14 protein-coding genes and 2 pseudogenes are annotated in these 18744 nt (G+C 72.0%); 10 read left to right on the top strand and 6 right to left on the bottom strand.

What is annotated here, in order from left to right; translation table 11 throughout:
• Positions 1 to 253: pseudogene (locus DN069_RS40825) on the bottom strand (hypothetical protein); the annotation flags it as partial.
• Between the two features lie 206 nt (positions 254 to 459).
• On the opposite strand from DN069_RS40825, the gene DN069_RS02805 reads away from it, so the two are divergent.
• The 8 genes and pseudogenes from DN069_RS02805 to DN069_RS02770 all read left to right on the top strand — a co-directional run bounded on the left by DN069_RS02805 (position 460) and on the right by DN069_RS02770 (position 10557).
• On the top strand, positions 460 to 2019 hold the full coding sequence (locus tag DN069_RS02805; RefSeq protein WP_111499166.1) for a long-chain-fatty-acid--CoA ligase: 1560 nt from the start codon (positions 460 to 462) through the stop codon (positions 2017 to 2019).
• A gap of 152 nt (positions 2020 to 2171) precedes the next feature.
• The gene (locus DN069_RS02800) at positions 2172 to 2978 is read left to right on the top strand and encodes a TIGR03084 family metal-binding protein (RefSeq protein WP_111499165.1); all 807 of its coding nucleotides are present in this window, start codon (positions 2172 to 2174) and stop codon (positions 2976 to 2978) included.
• Complete coding sequence (locus DN069_RS02795; RefSeq protein ID WP_111499163.1) at positions 2975 to 4114, top strand: acyl-CoA dehydrogenase family protein; 1140 nt, start codon at positions 2975 to 2977, stop codon at positions 4112 to 4114. The genes DN069_RS02800 and DN069_RS02795 overlap by 4 nt, the downstream gene beginning before the upstream one ends.
• A gap of 66 nt (positions 4115 to 4180) precedes the next feature.
• Positions 4181 to 4708: a GNAT family N-acetyltransferase gene (locus tag DN069_RS02790; protein ID WP_111499161.1), complete on the top strand. Its 528-nt coding sequence runs from the start codon at positions 4181 to 4183 to the stop codon at positions 4706 to 4708.
• A 166-nt stretch (positions 4709 to 4874) separates the two neighbouring features.
• Positions 4875 to 5525 (top strand): pyridoxamine 5'-phosphate oxidase family protein, encoded by a 651-nt coding sequence (locus tag DN069_RS02785; protein ID WP_111499160.1) that lies wholly within the window; start codon positions 4875 to 4877, stop codon positions 5523 to 5525.
• 185 nt (positions 5526 to 5710) lie between these two features.
• Positions 5711 to 6163, top strand: a complete 453-nt coding sequence (locus DN069_RS02780) for an SAV_915 family protein (RefSeq protein WP_243638860.1) — start codon at positions 5711 to 5713, stop codon at positions 6161 to 6163.
• A gap of 44 nt (positions 6164 to 6207) precedes the next feature.
• Positions 6208 to 7548 (top strand): annotated as a pseudogene (gene lysA / locus DN069_RS02775) (diaminopimelate decarboxylase).
• A 123-nt stretch (positions 7549 to 7671) separates the two neighbouring features.
• Complete coding sequence (locus DN069_RS02770; protein WP_111499158.1) at positions 7672 to 10557, top strand: penicillin acylase family protein; 2886 nt, start codon at positions 7672 to 7674, stop codon at positions 10555 to 10557.
• A gap of 72 nt (positions 10558 to 10629) precedes the next feature.
• On the opposite strand, the gene DN069_RS02765 is transcribed toward DN069_RS02770, so the two are convergent.
• Positions 10630 to 11034: a hypothetical protein gene (locus DN069_RS02765; protein WP_111499156.1), complete on the bottom strand. Its 405-nt coding sequence runs from the start codon at positions 11032 to 11034 to the stop codon at positions 10630 to 10632.
• A 633-nt stretch (positions 11035 to 11667) separates the two neighbouring features.
• Here DN069_RS02765 and DN069_RS02750 point away from each other — a divergent pair.
• The gene (locus tag DN069_RS02750) at positions 11668 to 13113 is read left to right on the top strand and encodes a glyceraldehyde-3-phosphate dehydrogenase (RefSeq protein WP_111499151.1); all 1446 of its coding nucleotides are present in this window, start codon (positions 11668 to 11670) and stop codon (positions 13111 to 13113) included.
• A gap of 64 nt (positions 13114 to 13177) precedes the next feature.
• Here the strand turns inward: DN069_RS02750 and DN069_RS02745 are convergent, their stop codons facing one another.
• Both DN069_RS02745 and DN069_RS39795 read right to left on the bottom strand, forming a co-directional pair.
• On the bottom strand, positions 13178 to 15040 hold the full coding sequence (locus DN069_RS02745) for an ABC transporter ATP-binding protein (RefSeq protein WP_111499149.1): 1863 nt from the start codon (positions 15038 to 15040) through the stop codon (positions 13178 to 13180).
• A gap of 252 nt (positions 15041 to 15292) precedes the next feature.
• The gene (locus tag DN069_RS39795; protein WP_165845345.1) at positions 15293 to 15460 is read right to left on the bottom strand and encodes a hypothetical protein; all 168 of its coding nucleotides are present in this window, start codon (positions 15458 to 15460) and stop codon (positions 15293 to 15295) included.
• A 94-nt stretch (positions 15461 to 15554) separates the two neighbouring features.
• Here DN069_RS39795 and DN069_RS02740 point away from each other — a divergent pair, with 94 nt between their 5' ends.
• Positions 15555 to 16508, top strand: a complete 954-nt coding sequence (locus DN069_RS02740; RefSeq protein WP_111499147.1) for a GlxA family transcriptional regulator — start codon at positions 15555 to 15557, stop codon at positions 16506 to 16508.
• Between the two features lie 7 nt (positions 16509 to 16515).
• Here the strand turns inward: DN069_RS02740 and DN069_RS02735 are convergent, their stop codons facing one another.
• A complete protein-coding gene (locus tag DN069_RS02735) occupies positions 16516 to 17991 on the bottom strand; it encodes an MFS transporter (RefSeq protein WP_111499146.1) in 1476 nt (491 codons plus the stop codon).
• Positions 17992 to 18091: 100 nt separating this feature from the next.
• Positions 18092 to 18616, bottom strand: coding sequence for a MarR family winged helix-turn-helix transcriptional regulator (locus DN069_RS02730; RefSeq protein ID WP_111499144.1), 525 nt, complete (start codon positions 18614 to 18616; stop codon positions 18092 to 18094).
• Positions 18617 to 18744: the final 128 nt, after the last annotated feature.

The following is an 18744-nucleotide window of genomic DNA, read 5'->3' as shown; positions in this document are numbered from 1 at the left end:
GCAGCGGCGCGACCGCCGTCACCGCGCGGCGCAGCAGCTCGTCGTGGGTGATCTCGTCGCGGTAGGCCTGGCCCGTCTCCACGTCGTCGAACGTCCGGCCGTCGAACAGGTCCGGGGTGTGCACGGTGTGCCCCGCCGCGCGCAGGCGCTCCGCCGCGGCGTGGACGGCCGGGCGCAGGCCGTAGGTGGAGTGGAAGAGGACGATCTGGGCCACGGACGGATTCCTTCGCAGGCTGGACGGGTGCCCGTCCATCATCGCCGATGACCCGGCGGCTCAGCCGCCACGACGCCCGCTCGACGCCCGGGTCCGGACGTTCCCCACCGGCTGCCCGGTTCCCCACGGTGACCAGGCGGAGCCCGCCGCGGACTGAGCGGTCCCGGCGGGGTTCCGCGGCGGGCGTCGGGCGTGCGACGCTCCTACTCTCCGCAGTGCCCCGCCGACCACGATGGGGGACCCGCATGGGCCCGTTCCTGCCCGACGCCGTCCGCGACCATGCCGTCCACCGCCCCGACGCGCCTGCCGTCACGGAGGGCGGACGGACCGTCAGCTACGGGGAGCTGGACGCGCGCAGCAACCGGCTCGCGCAGGCGCTGTTGGCGGAGGGGCTGCCGCCGGGTGCGCGGGTCGGGTGTCTGGCCCGGCCGGGGCTGCTCACGGCGGAGGCGCTGCTGGCCTGCGCGAAGGCGGGATTGGTGCTGACGCCGGTCAACTGGCGGTTGGCGGAGCCTGAGTTGGCCGCCGTCGGGCGGGACGCCGAGTTCGCCGCCGTGCTCACCCAGGAGGAGTTCCTGCCCGGCGCGCGGGCGATCCGCGCGGTGCTGCCCAAGGCCCCACTGATCGTGGACGGGCCCAGCGCGCCCGGGCCGGACGAGCTCGCCCACGAGCTCTGGCTCGGGTCCGCGCCCGACCGGGACCCCGGCCGCGGCGGGCCGGGCGAGGCCGACACCGTCTGCCTCCAGCTCTACACCTCCGGCACCACGGGGCAGCCCAAAGGCGTGCTGACCACGCTCGGCAACCTCGACGGCGGCCCGCACATCCTCGGCGAAGTGGGCTGGGACGCCGACTCGGTGAGCATGAACGCGATGCCGTTCTTCCACATCGCTGGCGCCGGCTGGCTGGTGCAGGCGCTGGTCGTCGGCGCGCACACCGTCACCGTCCCGGACCTGGTCCCGCAGCGCGTCGTGGAGATCATGGAGGAGCGGCGGATCACGCACACCTTCTTCGTCCCGGCCGTGCTGCACATGCTCACCGCGCTGCCGGACATCACCGCACGCGACTTCTCCGCGCTGCGTCTGATCGCCTACGGCGCCTCACCGATCACCCCCGCGCTGCTGCGCCGCTCCATGGACGTGTTCGGCTGCGGCTTCCTGCAGATCTACGGCCAGACCGAGACCGCGGGCGCCGCCACCCGGCTGCTCCCGCAGGACCACGACCCGGACGGCCCCCGCGCCCACCTGCTGCGTTCCGCCGGGAACACCCGCCCCGACGTCGAGGTCCGCGTCGTCGACCCGGTCTCCGGCGAGCCGCTGCCGAGCGGCGCCGTGGGCGAGATCTGCACCCGTTCGCACTACGTCACCCCCGGCTACTGGCACCGCCCGGAGGAGAGCGCCCGGCTGTTCACCGAGGACGGCTGGCTGCGCACCGGCGACGCCGGCTACCTCGACGCGGACGGCTATCTCTTCATCACCGACCGGATCAAGGACATGGTGATCACCGGTGGTGAGAACGTCTACCCGGTCGAGGTGGAGGCGGCCCTCTCCGAGCACCCGGCCGTGCTGGACGTCGCGGTCTTCGGTACGCCCGACGAGCGCTGGGGCGAGGCGGTCACCGCCGCGGTCGTGCTGCGCCCGGACGCGGGCGAGGTGAGCTCGGCGGAGCTGATCGCCTTCGCCCGCGAGCGGATCGCGTCGTACAAGAAGCCGCGGATCGTGCTCTTCCTGGACGAACTGCCGCGCAATCCCACGGGCAAGATCCTCAAGCGGGTGCTGCGGGAGCGCTTCGTCGAGCAGCAGCCGTAGCGGGCACGGCTCCAGCGGTCAGCGTCGGCCGTCAGCCGGGCGTAGCGAACGGGCGCCCCTCCCGGTCCCGGTCCCAGAAAAGAATCAAGCGCCATTGATTTTTTCTCGGGCGAGTGCCATCGTCGCTCGGGACGCCGAAGGGAGACCGCGCCATGGCCGACGCCGCACCGGTCCTCGCAGACCTGCACGCCGAATCGCAAGCGCTCGACGACCTGGTGGCCCGGGACGGGCTCGACTGGGCCCGCGCGACCCCCGCCGTCGGCTGGACGGTGGCCCACCAGATCGCGCATCTGGCCTGGACGGATGAGAAGGCGCTGATCGCCGTCCGCACCCCGGAGGCCTTCGGCGAGGAACTGCGGCGCGCCCTCGCCGGCGGCGAGGAGTACGTCGACGCCGCCGCGCACGCATGGGCCCGGCGGCCCGTGGCCGACCTGCTGGACCAGTGGCGCGCCGGTCGGGCCACCCTCGCCGCCGAACTGGCCGCGGCCGCGCCGGACGCGCGGTTCCCCTGGTACGGGCCGCCGATGAGCGTCGCGTCCATGGCCACGGCGCGGCTGATGGAGACCTGGGCCCACGGCCTCGACGTGCGCGAGGCCCTCGGTCTGCCGCCCGTGCCCAGCGCGCGGCTGCGGCACATCGTCCGACTAGGGGTGCGCACCCGCGACTTCGCCTTCGGCGTGCACGGACTCACGCCGCCCGCGACGGAGTTCCGCGTCGAACTGCGGGCGCCCGGCGGCGAGCTGTGGACGGCCGGGCCCGAGGACGCCGAGCAGCGGGTGAGCGGGGACCTGCTCGACTTCTGCCTCGTCGTGACCCAGCGGCGGGACTACCGCGACAGCGAACTGCTCGCGGTCGGCCCGGACGCCGCCGCCTGGCTGCGGATCGCGCAGGCCTTCGCCGGGCCTCCCGGCAAGGGACGCGGGCGCGAGGACCGGAACCGGACGGAAGAGACCGCGTGACCGAGACGCCGGAGCGCCGCCAACTGCGCGAGACCGTCCGGAGCTTCGTGAAGGCACAGGTGCTGCCGCACCTCGACGGCTGGGAGCGGGCCGGCGAGCTGCCGCGCGAACTGCACCGCTCCGCGGCCGCGTTGGGTCTGCTCGGGGTCGCCCTGCCGGTCGAGGTCGGCGGCGGGGGAGGGGACCTGCTGGACGCCCTCGCCGTCGCCGAGGAGATCCTGCAGGCGGGCGGCTCCGGCGGCCTGGTCGCCTCGCTGCTGACGGGCGGGATCGCCCTCCCGCACCTGGTCGCTGCCGGCGACCCGGACCAACTCGAGCGCTTCGTGCGCCCGGTGGTCGCGGGCGAGCTGATCGGCGCGCTCGGCGTCACCGAACCCGACGCCGGGTCGGACGTGGCCGCGATCCGCACCACCGCGCGGCGCGAGGGCGACCACTATGTCGTCAACGGCGCCAAGACCTTCATCACCTCCGGCTGCCGCGCCGACTTCGTCACCACGGCCGTGCGCACCGGCGGTCCGGGCGCCCATGGCATCTCGCTGCTGGTCGTCGAGCGCGGCACGCCCGGCTTCACCGTCGAGCGGCGGCTGGAGAAGCTGGGCTGGCACTGCTCCGACACCGCCGAGCTCTCCTTCGTCGACGCGCGGGTGCCCGCGGCCAACCTGGTCGGGCCGGAGAACAGCGGGTTCGTGCAGATCGCCACCCAGTTCGTCACCGAGCGCCTCGCACTGGCCGCGCAGGCCTACGCGACCGCGCAGCGCGCGCTCGACCTCGCGGTCGACTGGACCCGTCAACGCCACACCTTCGGCCGCCCGCTGATCTCGCGTCAGCTCGTGCAGCACACACTGACCGAGATGGCCCGCCGGATCGACCTCGCCCGCGTCTACACCCACCACGTCGCCGCCCGGCACATCGCGGGCGAGGACGTCGTCACCGAGGCCTGCTTCGCCAAGAACAGTGCGGTGGAGACGGCCGAGTGGGTGGTCCATGAGTCGCTCCAACTCCACGGCGGCATGGGCTACATGCGCGAGTCGGAGATCGAGCGGCACTACCGCGACGTCCGGATCCTCGGCATCGGCGGCGGCACCGACGAGATCCTCACCGGCCTCGCCGCCCGCCGCCTCGGCTTCCACGCCTGAGGCGCGAGGCCGACGGCGGCTCCGGAGATCGCGTAGCGTGGCGCGCGGATCACCGAGGAGGCGTCGATGCTGGACACACCGCGGCTCACCTTGCGCCGGTTCCGCGCGGAGGACGCGCCGGCCCTCGCCGCCTACCGCTCCGATCCCGAGGTCGCCCACTTCAAGAGCTGGACGGCGCCGGTCTCGGCGGAGACCGCCCGAGCCTGGGTGCGTGACTTCGCCGCCGCCTCGCCGGCCGAGCCCGGCCTGTTCCCCTACGCGATCGAGCTCACCGCGGAGCGGCGGCTGATCGGCGACATCGGCGTCCGCCTGCACGAGAACCTGCGCCAGGCCGAGCTCGGCTTCACCCTGGCCAGGGACGCGCAGGGCCACGGCTACGCCACCGAGGCGCTGCGGGCCGTCCTCGCCGACCTCTTCGACACCCGCGGCCTGCACCGCGTCTCCGCGGAGTGCGACGCCCGCAACCTCCGCTCGGCCGCCCTCCTGGAACGCGTCGGCTTCGTCCTCGAGGGCCGCCCCCGGCAGGCCACCTGGCTGAAGGGGGAGTGGACCGACGACCTGGTCTTCGGCCTGCTCGTCACCGACCCGCGGTAACCACCGCGAGCCGCCGGGAGCGGGCCGGTGCCGACGCGGCGCGGGAGGTGCGGACCTTCGGCCGTTGATTCGGCTCACCGGACTCGACTACCGTAGTCAGGGAGCTACGAAATCAGCGCGTGTTTCGCTCTGGCGAGACGGAAACGGTTGTCCGGAAGGGTCGGCAATGTCAGAAATCGCAGTCACGGACCGAACGCAGCACCGGCGGATGCGGGAGAACGGCAGCACCCGCAAGGAGGATCTGGACGCGGTGCTGGCGGCCGGTTTCGTCTGCCATCTGGGCGTGATCGTCGACGGTGTCCCGATGGTCGTGCCCACCTGCTACGGCGCCACCGCCGACACCCTCTACTTCCACGGCTCCGTCGCCAGCCGCAGCCTGCGGCAGGACCCGGACGCCGAGGTGTGCGTGACCGTGACACACGTGGACGGCCTGAGCCTGGCCCGGTCGGTGTTCGAGCACGGGATCAACTACCGCTGCGCGATGATCTACGGCACCCCGCGTCTGCTGGAGGACGAGGAGAAGCTGGACGGCCTGCGGGTGCTCACCGAGCAGTGCGCGCCCGGCCAGTGGGACTACGCGCGGCAGCCGAACCGCAAGGAGCTCGCCGCCACCGCGCTGCTCGCGCTCGACCTGACCGAGGCCTCGGTCAAGATCGCCGCGGGTCCGCCGGAGGACGGCGACAGCCCGGACGCCGAGCTGGGCCTGTGGGCGGGCAACGTCCCGCTCCGCCCGGTCTTCGGCGCCCCCGTCCCGGCCCCCGACCTGGCCGCCGGCATCGCCCTTCCGCCCCACATCGCCGCCCTCCAGACGCGCTGAGCTCCCTCCGGCATCAACATTCCGGCGTGCGGCGTCAGGAACGCGTCAGGAGCGGCCTTCGGCCCGTGAGCAGCGGGAACGACCGGTCTAGCGTCGAAGGCGCACCGGTCGGGCGGCGGTTCCCCGTCGTGACGGCCGGTGGTTGACGACTGGTCACGCTCACGCGCGTCGGAAGGAAGCTCGCCATGACTGTCCACCTGGCTGGGGACGACTCCGAACCCGTGGATCACCTGCCGACCGGACTGTTGCTGGTCCCGGTCCGGTCGGGCCCCGCCGGGGCGGTGCTGCGCCTCTTCCGCTCCCCGCTGGGCGAGCGGACGGCGGTCGGGTTCAGCAGCAGGCGACAGCTGGCCGCCGTGCTCGGGCCCGAGCAGACCGCGGTGGAGCTCGCGGAGCCCGCGCTCCGGGCCATGGCCGACGCCCTCGGCGTCGGCCGGATCACGGTGGACCCGCAGCTCGCCGCCGCGCCCGCAGCGGCGGCGGTGGCCGGATCTGCCACGGCCCCGGTCTCCGTGCGGGTCTCCGCGCCGGTCGCGGCGCCGCGAGGCACCGATGGCGGGCGCGCTCGACGGGCTGCCCGGGCGCGGGGTCGGGGCGCGGAGTCCGCGCGCAGCGTCGCCGTCGGCTCGGGCCGTTGAGCAGCCCGATGCTCAACAGCCCGGCCGCCGAGGAGGAGACCGCGATGACCACCACCCTGATTCCCCCGCGCGTCCGCGCCGCCGAGGCGCCCTGGCTCCCGGTGTGGCCCGCGTCCACGCGGGCGCTGGCGAACGGGGACCTGACCGTCGGCGGCGTCTCGCTCGCCGACGCCGCCGAGCGATTCGGCACCCCCGCCTACCTCGTCGACGAGGACGAGGTGCGGGCCCGGTGCCGGGCCTACCGCGAGGCGTTCCCTGAGGCGGAGATCCACTACGCCGCCAAGGCGTTCCTGTGCCGGGCCATGGCCCACTGGGTCGAGGAGGAGGGACTGGGCATGGACGTCTGCTCGCGCGGAGAGTTGGAGCTCGCGGTCACCACCGGGTTCCCCGCCGAGCACCTGGTGCTGCACGGAAACGCCAAGAGCCCGGACGAGTTGGAGGCCGCGCTGCGCCTCGGCGTCGGTCGCATCGTCATCGACAACGCCACGGAGATCGCCCGCATCGCGGCGCTCGTGCCCTACGGCGCGCGCCAGCGCGTCCTGCTGCGGATCGCTCCCGGCATCGCGGCCGGTGCGCACCCGGCCGTGCGCACCGGGACCGTGGACCAGAAGTTCGGCCTCTCCAGCACCGACGGCACCGCCCAGCACGCGATCGCCAGGGTGCTGGAGCAGCCCCGGCTGGAGCTGGTCGGCCTGCACTGCCACCTCGGCTCGCAGATCGACAGCCCGAAGCCGTACCTGCAGGCCGTGCGCCGCCTGGTCGCGCTGATGCACGGGACCCGGTAGGCCCACGGCGTCGTGCTGCCCGAGCTGGACCTCGGCGGCGGCCACGCCATCGCCTACCGCCCCGGCGAGGACGCGCTGGACGTCCGGGCGCTGGCCGCCCGGGTCCGGGCCGAACTGCGGTCCGCCTGCGCCACCGTGGGCCTGCCGGAGCCGCGGCTGCTGCTGGAGCCGGGCCGGGCGATCGCGGGTCCGGCGGGCGTCGCGCTGTACCGGGTGCTCTCGGTCAAGCAGAGCGGGCGGCACACCTTCGTCGCCGTCGACGGGGGTATGAGCGACAACCCGCGCCCGGCACTGTACGGGGTGCGTTACGCGCCCCGTCTGGTCGGTCGCGCCGCGAGCGCGGAGCTGCGGCCGGTGCAGGTCGTGGGCCGTCACTGCGAGGCGGGCGACGTGCTGGCCGCCGGGGTCGAACTCCCGGCGGACATCCGGCCGGGCGACCTGCTGGCCGTGCCGGCCTCGGGCGCCTACCACCTCTCCATGGCCTCGGGCTACAACCTCGTCGGCAGGCCGCCGGTGGTCGCGGTGACGGGCGGGACGGCCCGGCTACTGGTGCGCCGTGAGTCGCTCGCCGACGTCCGCAGCCGCGACGTGGGGCTGTAGTCGGCCGTCGGTCCATACCAGAGAAAACAAGCGTGAGGTGGCTTGTCGCGTACATCTTCCTAACGCGAGGGTAACTAACGTATCGTCACCTGACGGTCCCTCTGTCAGGAAGGCGTACCCCCCATGCGTCGACGAATGATGTGGCTGAGAGCGGTGGCCGGCGCCGCCGCTCTCGTCACAGCGACCAGCCTCGCCCTGCCCGCCGCGGCCTCGTCCCCACCCAGGGCCGCCACGGCCGTGCAGGACTATTGCGGCGGTCAGTGCAACGACATCCTGCCGCCCGGTGAGAACGGCAACGCCACCCTCGCCGACATCCTCGCCAACCGGGCCTTCGGCACCCACCCCGCCCACACCGACGACCAACTCGGGCCGTACAGTTCGCTGGTGGACGGCTACACGGGCCTGTCCGACTCGACGCTCTCCAGCTACTTCAACTCCTCCTCCTTCGGGGTCCCCACCGACCAGGTGGAGAGCAGCATCAGCCCGCGCAGCGACGTCACCATCGTGCGCGACAAGGCGACCGGCACCCCTCACATCACCGGGACCACCCGCTACGGCACCGAGTACGGTGCCGGCTACGCCGCCGCGCAGGACCGGCTGTGGGTGATGGACCTGTTCCGGCACGTCGGGCGCGGGGAGTTGAGCAGCTTCGCCGGCGGCGCGGCCGCCAACCGCCAGCTGGAACAGAGCTTCTGGCAGGCCGCCCCCTACACCGAGGCGGAGCTGCAGCAGCAGATCGACTCCGTCGCCAACCAGGGCCCGCGCGGGCAGCAGGCGCTCTCCGACGCACAGGCCTACATCGACGGCATCAACGCCTACGTCACCCAGGCCTACAACGCCCGCACCTTCCCTGGCGAGTACGACCTGACCGGCCAGATCAACGCGATCACCAACGCCGGTTCGATCCAGCCGTTCAAGCTGACCGACCTGGTCGCGCTCTCCTCCGTGATCGGCGCGCTGTTCGGCAGCGGCGGCGGCAACCAGGTGCAGTCGGCCCTGGTCAAGGAGGCCGCCGACGCCAAGTACGGGACCACGCTGGGCGACCAGGTGTGGAACTCGTTCCGTGAGCGGGAGGCCACGAGCGCGGTGACCACCGTGCACGACGGCCAGAGCTTCGCCTACGGGCAGGACCCGGCCTCGCCGCAGGGCCTGGCCATGCCGGACGCCGGCTCGGTCACCCCGCAGCAGCTGATCTTCGACCCGACCGGCTCGGCCGCGACCTCGACCGCGTCGCCCAAGGTGGCCAGCCGGTCCACGGACGCGGCGGCGGCGAGGAAGGCCCCGGCCAAACTCCGGCCGTTGGCAGGCATGTTCGACAAGGGCGTGCTGCCGGGCAACCTGCTGACCGCCAAGCACGGCATGTCCAACGCCCTCGTCGTCTCCGGCAAGTACACCGACGACGGCCACCCCGTCGCCGTCTTCGGCCCGCAGACCGGCTACTTCGCGCCGCAGCTGCTGATGCTGGAGGAGATCCAGGGGCCCGGCATCAGCGCGCGCGGTGCGTCCTTCGCGGGCCTCAGCTTCTACGTCGAGCTGGGCCGCGGCCCGGACTACTCATGGAGCGCGACCAGCGCCGGCCAGGACATCACCGACGTCTACGCGGTGCGCCTGTGCAACACCGACGGCTCGCCGGCCACCAAGGACTCGATGGCGTACCAGCTCAACGGCGTCTGCACGCCGATGACGGCGCTGGAGCGCGACGACTCCTGGAGCCCGACCACGGCCGACAGCACGCCCGCCGGCTCCTACAGACTCATCATGTACCGCACCGCGTACGGGCTGGTGACGGCCCGCGCCACGGTCGGCGGCGTGCCCGTCGCCTACACCTCGCTGCGCTCGACGTACATGCACGAGGCCGACTCGATCATCGGCTTCCAGATGCTGAACGACCCGGGCGCGGTGAACTCGCCGCAGACCTTCCAGCAGGCGGCGCAGCACATCGACCTGACGTTCAACTGGTTCTACGTCGACTCCGCGCACACGGCGTACTACAACTCCGGCCGCAACCCGGTGCGCCCGGCGACGGTCGCCGCGGACCTGCCCGCGTGGGCCGACCCCAAGTACACCTGGCAGAACTGGGACCCGAGCAGCTGGACCGCGGACTACGCCCCGCCGGCCCAGCACCCGCAGAGCGTCGACCAGGACTACTACGTCTCCTGGAACAACAAGCAGGCCCCCGGCTTTGCCGCCGCCGGCTTCGGCGACGGCCCGGTGCACCGCGCCAACATGCTCGACGCCCGGGTCAAGGGCCTGGTCGCGACCGCGGCCGCGAACGGGCCGAAGGTGTCGCGAGCCTCGCTGGCCCAGGCGATGGAGTCCGCGGCGCTCACCGACCTGCGCGGCGAGGACGTGCTGCCGCTGCTGCTCTCGGTCGTCAACAGCGCCCCGGTGACCGACCCGACCCAGGCGGCGCTGGTCAAGCAGCTCCAGACCTGGCTCTCTGACGGCGCCCAGCGAAGGGAGACCTCCGCCGGCAGCCACACCTACGCCGACGCCTCCGCGATCCAGACCTTCGACGCCTGGTGGCCGCTGCTGGTCCAGGCGGAGTTCCAGCCCGGCATGGGCAGTGACCTGTTCAACGCCATGATCGGGGCCCTGCAGCTCAACGAGTCGCCGTCGGGCGGCCAGACCGGCCCGAGCACGGGCCCGGCCGACGCGAACGAGTCCATCCCGCACAAGGGCTCCTCGTTCCAGTTCGGCTGGTGGTCCTACGTCAACCTCGACCTCCGCGCGGTCCTCGGCCAGCACCCGGCCGACGCCCTCGCCCAGCCCTACTGCGGCGGCGGCGACCTCTCCTCCTGCCGCCAGATCCTGCTGACCAGCCTCCAGCAGGCCGCGTCCGAGTCCGCCGCCACGGTCTACCCGTCCGACTCCACCTGCTCCGCGGGCGACCAGTGGTGCGCCGACTCCATCGTCCAACGCGCCCTCGGCGGCGTCACCGACACCAACACCAACTGGCAGAACCGCCCCACCTACCAGCAGGTCGTCCAGTACACCTCCCACCGCTGACCCCCTGACCCAACCCCACCGGGGCGCGGGCACCTGCCCGCGCCCCGGTGGGGTTCAGCGAGCCGGACCGATTCAGCGCACCACGAGCGTGTGGGTCTTGCTGTAGTCCAGCGGCTTGACCTGCTGGGCCTGGCGCTGGCCGACGAAGAGGCGCAGCTGGTAGGTGCCCTTGCCGAAGCCCTTCTCCGCGGTCGCGCGGAACGCGCTGACGTGACCGGCCTTGGCACCCTCGCAGATCTGGGTGACCCAGGGACCCCACCCGTGCTTCTGGGTGTCGTACCAACGCTGCTGCAGGCACAGGAGGTTGCCGCGACGGTCTTCGCCGTGGCCGGAAACGGTGAAGGCGTGGTGGGCCTTGACCACGGACGGCGAGGACAGCATGGCCCAGCCGTGTGCCGGTGCGGCGTTCGCGGCACCGGTGGTGCCGACGATGGCGGCGGTGGCTATGACCGCAACGGCGGCAGCCTTCTTGAGCATGTGTGACCCCCCATGGATCAGACAGTTGGTATGCGCTTGATCGACAGCCAGGCTATCGGGGCTCGGGTCGGTCGGTCAGCGAAAGCCGCGTCGCGATCATGTAACAGGTCCCCGATCGCGTGATCGGCGAGGCGGACTCCCTCATCAGCGACGACGACGTCGTGGTCTTCGTCGACGCCGTGAGGGACCAGGTGATCGCGCTCGGGATCAAGCCCGCCGGTGGTGGCGAGAGGGGTGGGGAATGGGCGAGCGAACCGGGACGCTGCTGGTGGCGGAGGGATATCGGGATGCGTTGCGGCGGTACCAGGTGCTGGTCGACGGGGTGAAGGTCGGCAGTGTCGGCCGGGGGAACGGCGTCGTTCGTGTGTGCGCCCGGGGGTGACGAGTCCGAGGCGCTTGTGGCCGTCACCGTGGGGGCGGGCGACTGCATCGCGCTCGCGGGGACGGTCGAGCCCGTCGTGATCACCGCAGCGCCGATGCAGAAGGGCCTGCGCGAGCAGCTGTGGGCGGGTCGGCGGGCGGCGGCGGTAGGCCGCTGCGGTGTAGGTCACGTAGGGGTGAGGGCCGAAGCTGTGCGGGCGGAAGATAGCATGAGGTACGTCGCCCGGCTCGAATACCGCGAAAGATGAATTTGTGACTGTCAACGACGACGTGTTCACGGACTGGATGAACCGCGAGGAGATCGCGGAGTCGATGATTCCGATCATCGGCCGACTGCACCGGGAGAAGGACGTCAACGTCCTGCTGCACAGCCGCTCTCTGGTGAACAAGTCGGTGGTCTCCATCCTCAAGACTCACCGGTTCGCCCGCCAGATCGCCGGCGAGGAGCTCTCGGTCACCGAGACGATGCCTTTCCTGCAGGCGCTGGCCACGCTCGACCTCGGTCCGTCCCAGATCGACCTCGGCATCCTGGCTGAGCAGTACAAGGCCGACGACCGCGGTCTGACGGTCGAGGCGTTCACCGCCGAGGCCGTCGCCGGTGCCACCGGCGCGAACAAGCTGGAGCGTCGCGAGGCCCGCGACGTCGTGCTGTACGGCTTCGGCCGGATCGGCCGCCTGCTGGCCCGTCTCCTGGTGGAGAAGGCCGGCTCCGGCAACGGCCTGCGGCTCCGGGCGATCGTGGTGCGCAAGGGCGCGGCCGACGACCTCGTCAAGCGTGCCTCGCTGCTGCGTCGCGACTCGATCCACGGCCAGTTCAACGGTTCCATCACGGTGGACGAGGCGAACAGCACCATCGTGGCCAACGGTAACGAGATCAAGGTCATCTACTCGGACGACCCCTCCACCGTCGACTACACGCAGTACGGCATCCGCGACGCCATCCTGATCGACAACACCGGCCGCTGGCGCGACCGCGAGGGCCTGTCGAAGCACCTGCAGCCGGGCATCGCCAAGGTCGTGCTGACCGCGCCGGGCAAGGGCGACGTCCCGAACATCGTGCACGGTGTCAACCACGACACCATCAAGCCGGACGAGCAGATCATCTCCTGCGCCTCCTGCACCACGAACGCGATCGTCCCGCCGCTGAAGGCGATGGAGGACAAGTTCGGCGTGCTCCGCGGCCACGTGGAGACCGTCCACTCGTTCACCAACGACCAGAACCTGCTGGACAACTTCCACAAGGCCGAGCGTCGTGGCCGTTCCGCCCCGCTCAACATGGTGATCACCGAGACCGGTGCCGCCTCCGCCGTGGCGAAGGCCCTGCCCGACCTCAAGGCGAAGATCACCGGCAGCTCGATCCGCGTCCCCGTCCCGGACGTCTCGATCGCCATCCTGAACCTGCAGCTGGCCCAGGAGACGAACCGCGAGGAGGTCCTGGACTACCTGCGCGAGGTGTCGCTGACCTCGCCGCTGCGCCGCCAGATCGACTTCACCACCGCGCCCGACGCGGTCTCCATGGACTTCGTGGGCTCCCGCCACGCGTCGATCGTCGACGCCGGCGCCACCAAGGTCGAGGGCGACAACGCCATCCTCTACCTGTGGTACGACAACGAGTTCGGCTACTCCTGCCAGGTCGTCCGGGTCGTCCAGACGATCTCCGGCGTCGAGTACCCGACCTTCCCGGCCCCGGCGGTCTGATCCCCGGCAGCACGGCGAACCGGCCCCGCACCCTCGACGACGAGGGAGCGGGGCCGGTCCCGTCTCAGGCGGGCTGAGGGGTCTCCTCGACCTCGGCCAAGCCGGCCTTGTCCAGGCCGTGCTCGTCCAAGAAGCCACCCGACTGGTGCTGCCACAGCTTCGCGTACGCGCCCTCGGCGGCGAGCAGCTGCTGGTGGCTGCCCTGTTCCACGATCCGGCCGCGGTCCAGGACGACCAGACGGTCCATCCCGGCCACCGTGCTCAGCCGGTGTGCGACCACCAGCGCCGTGCGCCCGTCCATCAGGCGCCACAGCGCCTCCTGGACCAGAACCTCGCTCTCCGAGTCCAGCGCGCTGGTGGCCTCGTCGAGCAGCAGGATCGGCGCGTCCCGCAGGATCGCGCGGGCGAGCGCGACCCGCTGGCGCTGGCCGCCGGACAGCTTGACGCCGCGCTCGCCGACCATGGTGTCGAAGCCGTCCGGCAGGCCGTCCGCGAACTCGGTGACGTGCGCCGCCTCGGCCGCCCGGCGGATCTCCGCCTCGCCGGCACCGGGCCGGGCGAAGGCGATGTTCTCGCGCAGCGTGCGGTGGAACATGGCCGGGTCCTGCGGGACGTAGGAGATCAGGCTGCGCAGGTCGGCCTGGCGCAGTCGGCTCACGTCCTGGCCGCCGATCAGGATCCGGCCGCCCTCGATGTCCGTCATCCGCAGCAGCAGCCGGGTCAGCGTGGTCTTGCCACCGCCGGACCGGCCGACCAGGCCGATCTTCTCGCCGCTCGCCACCGCCAGCTCCATGCCGTCGAAGAGCGGACGGTCCGCGCCGCCGTGGGTGAAGACCACGTCCTCGAAGCGGACGTCAGCGCCGCGTGGGCGCAGCGGCTCCGGTTCCGGCTGGTCGAGCACCGTCGGCGGGTCCAGCAGCAGCTCGGTGAACTGCGCCGCCTCCGTCATCGAGCTCTCCAGGCGCCGGTAGATCTGGTTGAACTCGAACATGATCCGGGTGGCGTTGGAGTAGTAGGTGAACGCGACCACGACCGCCTCGACCCCGCTGCCGTGCGTGGCCAGCAGCACCGCGAGCAGCAGACCCACCCCGTTGGTGATCACCGACATCGGTGCCACCAGGGTGTCGATGTGCAGGTTGCCGTAGTCCCAGGAGAGCACCGAACGCCGGCGCGACTCCGCGACGCGGGTGCGGTGCTCGGCCGCCTCGCGTTCCTCCGCGGCGAAGGCCCGGACGGTGTCCATGTTCATCAGGCTGTCGGCGACGTGCCCGGAGACCCGGGCGATCGCCGCCTCGCGCTCGTTCACCAGCTCCTGGCGACGCCGGATCAGGGGTGTCACCAGCAGGCCGGTCACCGCGATCATCGCCAGCAGCACCACCACGAGCCACGGCTGGTACGTCCACAGCACCACGGAGCCGAAGACCAGCGGCACCAGGCTGCCGACGACGTTGAAGGTGAGCGTGTCGACGAGGTCCTCGAAGCGGGAGGCGAAGCTGAGCACCCGCTTGGTCAGCGAACCGGCGAAGTTGTCGTGGAAGAAGGAGGCGTCCTTGGCGAACAGCTCGTCCATGCCGACGACGTAGAGCCGCTCGATGCCGAGGCCGTCCACGCGGTTCAGACAGTGGATGCCGATCCGCCAGAATGTCTCGGACACCAGCAGCACACCGGCGAAGCCGAACACGTAGGGCAGCAGCGCCGCCGTGGTGAGGTGCTGTCCGGAGCCGCCCGGTTCCCCGGCGATTCTCGCCACCAGCTTGGCGACGATCAACGGAGCGATGTACGCGATTCCGATATTGCCCAGTGCGGGCCCGAGCATGGCGGGCACGGTCATGCGTTTGAGTCGGACCAGCTCCCGGCCGTAGTAGCGGAGCGCGAGGCGTACCGCGCCGCGCTGCGGTCGTCCCTCGGGGGGTTGGGGATTCGGCATCACACGTCCTGTGTGTCGTCAGGGTCGTAAGGCAGTCGGTTCTGGAAGCGGGCACGGCGAAGCCGCCGTGCGTATGCGGAGAAGGGGTGGGTACGGCAGTCTCCCGCGCGGCCGCCCACAGCGTCCAAGCCTTTTTCCCCGAATGGGCGAGTATGAGCCGATCACTGACGGACCGTCGGAACGCGAAAGCCGCTGCTCCCGGGTGGGAGAAGCGGCTTTCGTCCGGCGCTGGTTGCTTGCGGTGTCGTCGTCTCAACGGCTGCGGAGTTCGTCGAGGAGGCGCTCGATGTCGCGGTCGCGGTGGTCGGCGGCGGGGGTCCGGAGGGGAACGGCGGGGAGGGTGCGGCGCGCGCGGCGCGCGTTGCGCTCCAGGCCGAGGACGAGGACGGCGATGACGAGAGTGAGAATCAGGAGGCCCATGGCATAAATTCTGTGCTCATCGAGATCCTGCCACTAGTGGCAGAAGAGTCCCCCTGCATCGATATCCTGCCATCCGCGGGCGTACCATGGGCTCATGCTGCGCAGCGTCGCCGTCGCCCTGATCGACGATTTCGCCCCCTTCGAGTTCGGCGTGCTGGCCGAGGTCTTCGGCATCGACCGGACCGAGGACGGGGTGCCGCCCTTTGACTTCCGGGTCTGCTCCCCGCGGCCGGGGGTCCCCGTCCGCACCACGGTCGGCACGACCATGACGACCGAGTGCGGCTTCGACGCCCTGCTGGACGCGGACCTCGTCGCGGTCCCCGCCTACCGGATCCGCGACTCGTACCCGGCCGAGCTGATGGAGGCGCTGTGCGCGGCGCACGCGCGCGGGGCGCAGTTGCTGACGGTCTGCAGCGGCGCCTTCGCGCTCGGCGCCGCCGGGCTGCTGGACGACCGGCCCTGCACCACGCACTGGCGCCACGTCGAGGAGTTCGGCGCCCGCTTCCCCTCGGCCAAGCTCGACCCCGACGTGCTCTACGTCGACGACGGCGACATCATCACCAGCGCCGGCACCGCCGCGGGCATCGACGCCGCCCTGCACCTCGTGCGCCGCGAGATCGGCTCCGAGGCGGCCACGGCGATCGCCCGTCGTATGGTCGTCCCGCCCCAGCGGGACGGCGGCCAGCGGCAGTTCATCGTCCAGCCGGTGCCCGAGTACTGCGCGGACAGCCTGGACCCGCTGCTGGCCTGGCTCTCCGAGCGCCTCGACCGCGAGCACAGCGTGGCCGAACTGGCCCGCCAGGCGCACATGTCCGAGCGGACCTTCGCCCGCCGGTTCGTCGCCGAGACCGGCACCACCCCGCACCGCTGGCTCTCCGCCCAGCGCATCCTGCACGCCCGCCGGCTGCTGGAGCAGACGCCGATGGCCGTCGAGGAGATCGCCCGCGCCTCCGGCTTCGCGACGGCGGCGATGCTGCGCCACCACTTCCGCCGCGCGGTCGGCGTCGCTCCGGCGGACTACCGCCGGAGCTTCGCCCAGTCCCGCTGACGCCTCGTCAGTGCACGGACGCCGGAGCCGGATCGGCCTCGGCGGCTCGCTCCGCCGACGCCGCGCCGGCCGGGCGGTGGCGGGGGAGCGTGGCGGTGACGGCGATGGCCAGGAGCAGCAGCCCGGCGCCGACCTCGAAGGCGAGGTGGTATCCGCCCGTCAGCGCGGCCTCCGTGGAGACGCCGGGGCGGGCGAGGTGCGCGGTGCGGGAGGCGGCGACCGTGGACAGGGCCGCGACGCCGAGGGCCGCACCGAGCTGCTGCGTGGTGTTGAACAGCCCCGAGGCGACGCCCGCGTCCTGCGGCTCCGCCCCCGCCATGCCGATTCCGGTGACGGCCGGGAAAGCGAGCCCGCCGCCACCCGTCAGCAGCATCACCGGAAGCAGGTCGGCCAGGTAACTACCGTGCACCGGCAGGCGGATGAGCAGCAGTCGGGCGGCCAGCAGCAGGACCAGGCCCGCCAGCAGCACGGTGCGCTCGCCGAACCGGCCGATCAGCCGGGCCGACAGGCCGAGTGACGCGGCACCGATGGACAGCGCGGCCGGGAGCATGGCCAGACCGGTCGCCAGGGCGCTCTGGTGCAGCACCTGCTGCAGGTAGAGCGCGATCTGCACCTGGAAGCTGAACATGGCGGCCAGAAACAGCAGTTGGATCAGGTTCGCGCCCAGAAGGCGCCGCGACCGCAGCAGGCGCAGCGGGAGCAGCGGATGAGCGGCCACGGCCTGCCGGCCGAGGAAGGCGCTGAGCAGCACAACGCTCGCGGCGGCGAGCAGCAGAACCCGCCCCGAGCTCCAACCGAGCTGCTGGGCCTGGACGATGGAGTAGACGGCGAGCATCGCCCCGGCGGTCACCAGTACCGCACCGAGCGCGTCCGAGCCGCCGCGCAGCCCGGTGCCGGCCTCGGGGGGCAGTGCACGGAGCGCGAGGGCGACGGTCGCCACGCCGATCGGCACGTTGATCAGGAACACCCAGTGCCAACCGAGCGTGTCGGTGAGCACGCCGCCCAACACCTGCCCGGCCGCCGCGCCGGCGGAACCAGTGAACGCGAACGCGCCCAGCGCGCGGGCCCGTTCGGCGGGCGTGCGGAAGAGCGTGACCAGCATGCCGAGGCTGACGGCGGAGACCAGCGCGCCGCCGGCGGCCTGCAGGAACCGTGCGGCGACCAGGAGTGCCGGGCTGCCGGCCAGTCCGCAGAGCACGGACGCCAGGGTGAAGACCGTGAGCCCGGCGACGAAGACGCGCCGCCGTCCGAGCAGGTCCCCCAGCCGTCCGGCGAGCAGCAGCAGCCCGCCGAAGGCGATCAGGTAGGCGTTGACCGTCCAGGTGAAGCCGGAGGCGGAGAAGCCGAGATCGTGCTGGATGGCCGGCAGTGCCACGGTCACGATGCTGCCGTCAAGAATGATCATCAACGTGCCCGCGCACAGGACGGCGAGGGCGAGGCCGGGTGAACGGGTCTGGAGTCGGGCGGTGCGCGATGCGGGCATGGGCGTCTCTCCTGTCGATCGGCGACAGGTAGGACGCTAGCAGATGGTTTTGTAATAGACGATCTACTTCGGGATTAAGTTGGTTCAGTTGGTGGTGCGGTCAGCTCTTCCGTTCCCGGGAGCGGCGGACGGAGGTCGGGCCCTCGGCGGGTGTCGCCAGGCTGCCGGCGACGAGCCGCTGCAGGGCCTGCAGGACCAGCGACTGCTCGCGCGCCGGGAGGGAGGCGAGCGCCTCGGCGTGCACTGCGTCGACGATCCGCCGGCTCTGCTGGGCGACCTTCTCGCCCGCCTTGGTGACGGCGATGATCCGCGCCCGCCGGTCGGTGGTGGACGGACGCCGCTCGGCCAGACCCGCCTGCTCCAGCGCGTCCACCGTCGCCACCATCGTGGTCTTGTCCATCCCGCCGATCTCCGCGAGTTGGGCCTGGGTGCGCTCCTCCTCCAGGGCATGGACCAGCACGCAGTGCATCCGCGGAGTCAGCTCGATCTCGGCGAGCGCGGCGGCCATCCGGGTGCGCAGCACGTATCCGGCGTGGTCCAGCAGGAACGACAGGTCGAACTCGCCGGGTGCGGGTGCGGGTGCTGCGGCAGGCGGTGTCGCTTGGGCGGGTGCGGACGTCGTCATGGCTCCAGGGTACCCAGCTCGTCAGTTTGCGGATGATCCGCGAGGCGACCTATCGGGTCGAATGGCCGAGGTGCAACGGTCGGAGAAGACTTGTCCTGAACGCCGCCCGCCGGCCGGGGCGGACCCGC

Origin of the sequence: Streptacidiphilus pinicola (assembly GCF_003258295.1) — a bacterium.
Classification (GTDB): domain Bacteria; phylum Actinomycetota; class Actinomycetes; order Streptomycetales; family Streptomycetaceae; genus Streptacidiphilus; species Streptacidiphilus pinicola.
The sequence above is the reverse complement of the archived record's forward strand: the minus strand, read 5'-3'. Positions and strand labels throughout refer to the sequence as shown.

Bases quoted from the DNA above. Each gene is read 5' to 3' on its own strand.
- DN069_RS02790 (WP_111499161.1), top strand. From the start codon at position 4,181: ATGCTGGACACACCGCGGCTCACCTTGCGCCGGTTCCGCGCGGAGGAC.
- DN069_RS02745 (WP_111499149.1), bottom strand. From the start codon at position 15,040: ATGCCGAATCCCCAACCCCCCGAGGGACGACCGCAGCGCGGCGCGGTA.
- DN069_RS02765 (WP_111499156.1), bottom strand. From the start codon at position 11,034: ATGCTCAAGAAGGCTGCCGCCGTTGCGGTCATAGCCACCGCCGCCATC.
- DN069_RS02785 (WP_111499160.1), top strand. From the start codon at position 4,875: ATGTCAGAAATCGCAGTCACGGACCGAACGCAGCACCGGCGGATGCGG.
- DN069_RS39795 (WP_165845345.1), bottom strand. From the start codon at position 15,460: ATGGGCCTCCTGATTCTCACTCTCGTCATCGCCGTCCTCGTCCTCGGC.
- DN069_RS02735 (WP_111499146.1), bottom strand. From the start codon at position 17,991: ATGCCCGCATCGCGCACCGCCCGACTCCAGACCCGTTCACCCGGCCTC.
- DN069_RS02740 (WP_111499147.1), top strand. From the start codon at position 15,555: ATGCTGCGCAGCGTCGCCGTCGCCCTGATCGACGATTTCGCCCCCTTC.
- DN069_RS02780 (WP_243638860.1), top strand. From the start codon at position 5,711: ATGACTGTCCACCTGGCTGGGGACGACTCCGAACCCGTGGATCACCTG.
- DN069_RS02730 (WP_111499144.1), bottom strand. From the start codon at position 18,616: ATGACGACGTCCGCACCCGCCCAAGCGACACCGCCTGCCGCAGCACCC.
- DN069_RS02805 (WP_111499166.1), top strand. From the start codon at position 460: ATGGGCCCGTTCCTGCCCGACGCCGTCCGCGACCATGCCGTCCACCGC.
- DN069_RS02800 (WP_111499165.1), top strand. From the start codon at position 2,172: ATGGCCGACGCCGCACCGGTCCTCGCAGACCTGCACGCCGAATCGCAA.
- DN069_RS02770 (WP_111499158.1), top strand. From the start codon at position 7,672: ATGCGTCGACGAATGATGTGGCTGAGAGCGGTGGCCGGCGCCGCCGCT.